The sequence below is a fragment of the Nocardia sp. NPDC004573 genome, assembly GCF_053602135.1.
Map to the genome: position 1 here is coordinate 1 of NZ_JBSGDA010000051.1, position 6,797 is coordinate 6,797.

The following is a 6,797-nucleotide window of genomic DNA, read 5'->3' on the forward strand; positions in this document are numbered from 1 at the left end:
GTTTGCGCGGCCGCCGCGTACGCGACGAAGGAGCAAGCGGCGGTCGCGCAAACGCGAGCCATAGAGGGGCCGCGAACACGCCGCGACGAAGTCGCGGCAAAATAGCCCAGTGACCGAATCGCAGAATGTAATCGCCACCGCCGACCTGGCCGACGAGATCGGCCCGGAGATCCGCAGCTGCGATACGCAGTTCATCCAGTTCGGCGGGCGGGCTGCGTTCTCCGGACGCATCACCACCATCCGCTGCTTTCAGGACAATCTTCTGGTGAAGCAGACGCTCGGTGAGCCGGGCGAGGGCAAGGTGCTGGTGGTCGACGGCGGCGCGAGCGTACACACGGCACTGGTCGGCGACATCATCGCCGGGCGCGGCGTCGAGAACGGCTGGGCGGGCGTCGTCGTCAACGGCGCGGTTCGCGACTCGGCCATCCTGCGGACCCTGGACATCGGTATCAAGGCGTTGGGCACCAATCCGCGCAAGAGCACGCAGACCGGGAGTGGGGACCGGGATGTGCCGGTGGAGTTCGGCGGAGTGACGTTCGTGCCCGGCGACATGCTCTACAGCGACCACGACGGCGTCGTGGTGCGCGCCGAGGACTGAGCCGGCGTGGCGGCGCGGCCGGACCGCTCCGGCCGCCGCAGGCCGTCAGGCGGACACGATCGCCTTGTGACCGGCGAGAGCCACCACGTCGCCGATGTGCAGTTGCCTCCCGCGCCGCAGTTCGACCTCGTCGTTCACCCGCACCAATCCGGCGGCGATCACCGTCTTCGCCTCCGAACCCGAGTCGATCAGGTTGGCCAGCTTCAGAAACTGGCCGAGCCGAATAACGTCGTCATCGATCGGTACTTCGACTGGTTCCGACATGGGGTAAATACTTACTCCCTCACCCCAACTCGCCGAACACCGCCCCACACGCCCAGCGATCTCGGGGCAACTCGAGCCCGCACCGGCATCGCACCGAAATCCGGCCGTTCCTTCCGCAGGTATCGAAATTCACTCCGATTCGCTCGGTTCTGTCGCGCGGTCGGCGCGGAATCACGAAAGTTCGTGTTCGGCTCCGACCTGCGGCATACTCGTCGCGACGAAGTACCGCCCGCACAAACACCGCACAAACACGCGCTCCACAGGCTTGGCAAATCCGACACACTCACGTACACACTGGTTCCGTGACCTCCACGCAAGCCCAGCAACACCTCGATACCGCACCACGCGCGGATAAACCGACTCCGCCGGTTCCCCACCGGGGTCACGGACGACTTTCGGAAGTGCCGCATATCGCGGGATTGACGCTCGGTGTATTCGCGGTGCTGTGCTTCCTCTGGAGCCTCTCGCCCGGCCTGCGTTTCCTGACCCAGGTGCCGCGCCGCTATATCGACACGTATTACTTCGACGCGCCGGACACGAACCTGATGTGGGCGTTGGTCGTCGGGCTGACGGCAGGCGCGATCGCCAGCCGCAAACGGATCGCCTGGTGGTTGCTGGTCGGCTATCTCGCGATCTACGCCGTGGTCAACGCCGTCACCTTCGCCGATCGGGGCAGTATTCACGCGCTGGTGGCGATGGTGCTGCACCTGGGCACGATCGGCGTGCTCGTCGCGGCCTGGCCGGAGTTCTACACCAAGGTGCGCCGTGGCGCCGGATGGAAGGCGCTCGGCGTGCTGGCCGGCGGTTTGGCCATCGGTGCGCTGCTCGGGTGGGGCTTGGTGGAACTGTTCCCCGGCAGCCTCCCGCAGGGCGTGCAGCGACCGGGCTGGGCGGTCTATCGCGTGACCGCTGCCGTGCTGGCGGACAACGAGCACTTCGACGGGCATCCGCCGCCGTTCGTCAACTTCCTGCTCGGCCTGTTCGGCGCGGTCGCGCTGCTGGCCGCGGTGGTCATCCTGCTGCGCTCGCAGCGGGCGGCGAACGCCATGACCGGCACCGACGAGTCGGCCCTCCGCGGATTGCTGGAGCGCTCGGACGTGGAGGATTCCCTCGGCTATTTCGCCACCCGCCGGGACAAGGCGGTGGTGTTCGCACCCAGCGGCAAAGCGGCGGTGACCTATCGGGTAGAGCTGGGCGTGTGCCTGGCCAGTGGCGATCCGGTCGGCATCCGCGAGGCATGGCCGCAGGCGATCGATGCCTGGCTGCGCCTGGCCGATCGTTTCGGGTGGGCTCCCGCGGTGATGGGCGCGAGCGAACTCGGTGCGACGGCCTACCGCCGCGCGGGCCTGTCCGCGCTGCGCCTCGGCGACGAGGCCATTCTGGACACCAGGAACTTCTCGCTGGCGGGGCCGGAGATGAAGCCGGTGCGCCAGGCCGCGAACCGGCTGCGCAAACACGGCGTCTTCGTCCGTATCCGCAGGCACCGCGACATCCCCGCGGAAGAGTTCGCCCGGGTCATCGCCCGCGCCGACGCCTGGCGCGACACCGAGACCGAGCGCGGGTTCTCCATGGCGCTCGGCCGCTTGGGCGATGCGCTGGACGGCGACTGCTTGCTGGTCGAGGCCGTCAACCCGCAGGACCGGGTGCTCGGCATGTTGTCGTTGGTGCCGTGGGGTCGCACGGGTGCCTCGCTGGAGTTGATGCGCCGCGACCCCGGCGGGCCCAACGGCGTGATGGAGCTGATGATCTCGCAGCTCGCGCTGAACTCCGAGCAGTACGGCATCACCAAGGTGTCGCTCAATTTCGCGGTGTTCCGCTCGGTGTTCGAGGAAGGCGGGCGGATCGGGGCCGGTCCCGTGCTGCGCTTGTGGCGCGGCGTCCTGCTGTTCTTCTCCCGCTGGTGGCAGCTGGAGGCGCTGTATCGGTCGAACGTGAAATACCAGCCGTACTGGGCGCCGCGCTTCTTCCTGTTCGAAGAGCGCAGGCAGCTGCCGCGCGTCGCGGTGGCCAGCGCGCTGGCCGAGGGATTCCTGCCCCGGCTCGGCAAGGAACCCGACGCCGCCGCCCACACCGGTGAGCATGTCGCGGTCCCCGCCACCGTTACCGGGCTGCACGCCGACGGCAGTCCGCCGGATATCACCGAGGCGGAGGCCGAGGAGCAGCTGCCGCGCAGGCCCGAACAGGTACGCGTGCGCATGGACAAACTGGCCCGCCTGGCGGATGCCGGTATCGATCCCTATCCGGTCGCCTATCCCCCGACGCACACCGTCGCCGACGCGCGGCGCTCGCCCCGGGGCACCACGGTGCGGGTCTGCGGCAGGCTGCTGCGCATCCGCGACTACGGCGGTGTGATCTTCGCCGTGGTCCGCGACTGGACCGACGACATCCAGCTGGTCATCGACCGCGACCGGGTGGGCGTCGCGCGCAGCGCCGAGTTCGGCGAGTTCTTCGATCTCGGTGATCTGATCGAGGTGAGCGGGCAGATCGGGGCGAGCAGGCGCGGTGAGCTCTCGCTGCTGGCGGCGGACTGGCGGATGTTGGGCAAGTGCCTGCACCCGTTGCCGGACAAGTGGAAAGGGCTGGCCGATCCCGAGGCCAGGGTGCGGCAGCGCTATGTCGACATGGCGATCAGCACCGAGGCCCGCGAGGTGCTGGCCAAGCGGAGCGCGGTGGTGCGTTCGCTGCGGGACTCACTGAACTCGCTGGGGTTCCTGGAAGTGGAGACGCCGATCCTGCAGCAAGTGCACGGCGGCGCGAACGCCACGCCGTTCCTCACCCACATCAACGCCTACGATCTCGACCTGTACCTGCGCATCGCGCCCGAGCTGTATCTGAAGCGGCTGTGCGTCGGCGGCATGGAGAAGGTGTTCGAGATCGGCCGCACCTTCCGCAACGAGGGCGTCGATTTCAGCCACAACCCCGAATTCACCATCCTGGAGGCCTACGAGGCGCACAGCGACTACGAGCGCATGATGCACACCTGCCGGAGGCTGATCCAGAATGCCGCGATCGCGGCCAACGGTGCCATGGTGGCCCTGCGGCCCAACGCCGACGGCACTTTCGAGGAGGTGGACATCTCCGGCGACTGGCGGGTGCGGACGGTGCACGGCGCGGTGTCGGAGGCGATCGGCGCCGAGGTCACTCCCGAGACCGGTGTCGAGGAGCTGCGCGAACTGTGCGAAAAGGCCGACGTGCCGTATCAGCACGGGTGGGACGCCGGTCAGGTGGTGCTGGAGATGTACGAGCACCTGGTCGAATCCCGCACCGAGGAGCCGACGTTCTACATCGACTTCCCGACGTCGGTGTCCCCGCTGACCAGGCAGCACCGCAGCATCCCCGGTGTCGCCGAGCGGTGGGACCTGGTGGCTTGGGGCGTCGAACTCGGCACCGCCTACAGCGAACTCACCGATCCGGTAGAGCAGCGCCGCAGGCTCACCGAACAGTCACTGCTCGCGGCCAACGGTGACCCGGAAGCGATGGAACTGGACGAGGATTTCCTGCAGGCGCTCGAGCACGCGATGCCGCCCACCTGCGGGCTGGGCATGGGCGTGGACCGGATCGTCATGCTGATCACCGGCCGCAGCATTCGCGAGACCTTGCCTTTCCCCTTGGTGAAGCCCCGCTGACCGTGCCTTCGCGTCGGAAGGGTTCTCATCGAGCGAATCGGACCGCTACCCTTGGAGATTCGGCTCCGGGAGGAAGCCGCTACGCCGAAGGGGTTCGAAATGTACCTTGACCTGCTGACGAACGCGAGTCTGCTGGACCACACCGTATGGGCCAGCCCCGACACGTGGAACTCCGCGCTCGAGTTGGCCGCCAAAAAGAAGAAGGGCAGAGGTGGGGGCGGCCTCATCATCGGCGCGATCTGCTGCCTGCTGGTGGTCGCGCTGATCATCGGCGGCATCTACCTGCTGACCAAGCGCAAGAAGAACTCCTAGCGGCAGACATCGACGGCCCGGCGGACGCGACGCGACCCGGGCCGTACCGTTGTCCACGGCGTGGTGTTTCCGATGTCGACCCGACAAGCAGATCGGCGCGGTGGGGGCTCGGCGCGACCCACCTCACCATCCACACCGGAGCGACCCGGTTCAGATCCGGTCGATCTCGGTGAGGTCGACGTCGATATCGAACGGCACGGTCAGCTTCAGCCGATCGTGATGAATACCGGTGAGCGCGTATGCTTTCGTCGCCGGGTCCAGTTCGTAGACATACGCCACCGGTCGGCCGTCGACGTTCTCGACCCGCCAGAAATGCGCAATGCCCGCCCGGGCGTACAGCTGTGGTTTGCGCTCTCGATCACGTGTGCGCGATTCGGCGGACACGACCTCCACTGCCAGGACGACATCGTCGGCCTGATACGAGGTCAACTCGGGACCACCGTCGCGATCGGCGTGAATCACGATCAGGTCCGGCTCCGGGCGCTGGTCCCGTCCCAGTGTCACGGTCATCTCCCGGCGCACCCGCAGGTGTTCCGGCGCGAGCAGGCGAAGCACGGAATCGAGCAACGTGATCGCCAGCATGCGGAACTTCGCCTGCGGACTCACGAAGACGAGACTCCCGTCGATCAACTCGGTGTGTGGGGGAAGGTCTGGCAGGCGATCGAGATCCTCGGCTACGAACCCGCCGGGCGGCGGACGCAGCCACCGCGGAAACGGCTCGACGGTCATGGCATCGAGTATCTCACCGCAGGTGGCCATACACAGCGATCGCACCGGGGCGAGAGGAGACCGGCCGGGCGGATGCGGCAGAGTGGGGTGGGTGCAGTTGATTCTCGTTCGCCATGCCCAGCCGGTCCGGATGCTGAGTTCGGGTGGGCCCGCCGACCCGGAGTTGGCCCCGGTAGGCGTGGAGCAGGCCGAGCGGGTGCCTGCGGCGCTCGGCCATCATCGGGTGTCCCGTGTGGTGAGCAGCCCGCAGCGCCGGGCGAGGGAAACGGCGGCGCCGACCGCCGCGAAACTGGGTCTCGGCGTCGATCTCATTGACGACCTCGCCGAATACGATCGCGATCTGCCTGCCTACATCCCCATCGAGGATGCCAAGGTCGAATTCCGCGACGCCTACGACCGGATCAAGGCCGGTCACCTGCCGGTGCAGGTGGACGGTGCCGCGTTCAAGGCCAGGGTCCACGCTGCCGTCTCCGATATCGTCGCGGCCGCCGACCCGGCGGACACTGTGGTCGCGTTCGCGCACGGTGGGGTGGTCAACGTGCTGCTGCAACACGTCCTCGGGCTGGAGAGACCGCTGACCTTCCCCATCGACTACTGCTCGATCACCAGGATCCTGTTCTCCCGCACCGGGCGGCGCACGGCCGCCACCGTGAACGAGAACGGCCACGTGTGGGATCTTCTGCCCCGCAATATCGGCCCGCGCTGAGCATTCCCAGCCGATTGCCAGGTCTGTCGCACCGGTGTCCCAGTGACGGAATCTTCGATAGGACCGGTGAGCCGCTTCCGACAGTGGTTCACGGTTCGAGAGAAAGGAATTCCGTGTCGCTCACCAAAACCGCTACGCCGCTGCGGCGTCTGGCCCGGGTCGCCGTGGCCGGGTCGTTGATCGCCGTCCCGCTCGCCGCCCTCGCTGCGAACGCTTCCGCCGAAACCCCGTCCGGCCAGGTCCAGCTGGTGGACGCGCCCCAACAGGGCGCCGACATCGATGGCGGGCCTCGCCATTTCGAACACCATGAACGGCACGACGGCCCGCGCCGTGGACCGGACGACCGGCCGGGTGACGGCCCGTGGCGTGGCGGCCCGCCGCACCAGTTCCACCAATTCCAGCAGTTCCTGCCGCCGACCGGTTCGAGCTAGCCGGCCGACCACAGCGAAAAGGGCCCACCTCCGAGTGGCGGGTTCTAGCGATCCCCGCAACACCCTGGATTTCAGGGAGTTGTGGGGATCGTGGTTTCTGAGGAGTTGAGGGCGAGGTTCTTCGAGGCTCT

At 67.5% G+C, this 6,797-nt stretch carries 7 protein-coding genes; 5 read left to right on the forward strand and 2 right to left on the reverse strand.

What is annotated here, in order from left to right; all coding sequences use genetic code 11:
* The first annotated feature begins 109 nt into the window (after positions 1–109).
* Complete coding sequence (gene rraA / locus ACWEKR_RS35255; RefSeq protein ID WP_159840862.1) at positions 110–598, forward strand: ribonuclease E activity regulator RraA; 489 nt, start codon at positions 110–112, stop codon at positions 596–598.
* A gap of 45 nt (positions 599–643) precedes the next feature.
* Here the strand turns inward: rraA and ACWEKR_RS35260 are convergent, their stop codons facing one another.
* On the reverse strand, positions 644–862 hold the full coding sequence (locus tag ACWEKR_RS35260) for an RNA-binding S4 domain-containing protein (RefSeq protein ID WP_039794186.1): 219 nt from the start codon (positions 860–862) through the stop codon (positions 644–646).
* A 302-nt stretch (positions 863–1,164) separates the two neighbouring features.
* Between ACWEKR_RS35260 and lysX the strand changes: the two genes are divergently transcribed.
* Positions 1,165–4,488 (forward strand): bifunctional lysylphosphatidylglycerol synthetase/lysine--tRNA ligase LysX, encoded by a 3,324-nt coding sequence (lysX, locus tag ACWEKR_RS35265; protein ID WP_452358195.1) that lies wholly within the window; start codon positions 1,165–1,167, stop codon positions 4,486–4,488.
* A gap of 99 nt (positions 4,489–4,587) precedes the next feature.
* Positions 4,588–4,800: a hypothetical protein gene (locus ACWEKR_RS35270; RefSeq protein ID WP_195085090.1), complete on the forward strand. Its 213-nt coding sequence runs from the start codon at positions 4,588–4,590 to the stop codon at positions 4,798–4,800.
* A 150-nt stretch (positions 4,801–4,950) separates the two neighbouring features.
* On the opposite strand, the gene ACWEKR_RS35275 is transcribed toward ACWEKR_RS35270, so the two are convergent.
* Entirely contained in the window at positions 4,951–5,529 is a 579-nt protein-coding gene (locus ACWEKR_RS35275) for a Uma2 family endonuclease (RefSeq protein WP_452358196.1), read from the reverse strand.
* A 91-nt stretch (positions 5,530–5,620) separates the two neighbouring features.
* Between ACWEKR_RS35275 and ACWEKR_RS35280 the strand changes: the two genes are divergently transcribed.
* The gene (locus ACWEKR_RS35280) at positions 5,621–6,235 is read left to right on the forward strand and encodes a histidine phosphatase family protein (RefSeq protein WP_452358197.1); all 615 of its coding nucleotides are present in this window, start codon (positions 5,621–5,623) and stop codon (positions 6,233–6,235) included.
* A gap of 113 nt (positions 6,236–6,348) precedes the next feature.
* Positions 6,349–6,666, forward strand: a complete 318-nt coding sequence (locus tag ACWEKR_RS35285) for a hypothetical protein (protein ID WP_452358198.1) — start codon at positions 6,349–6,351, stop codon at positions 6,664–6,666.
* The last annotated feature ends 131 nt before the right edge of the window (positions 6,667–6,797 follow it).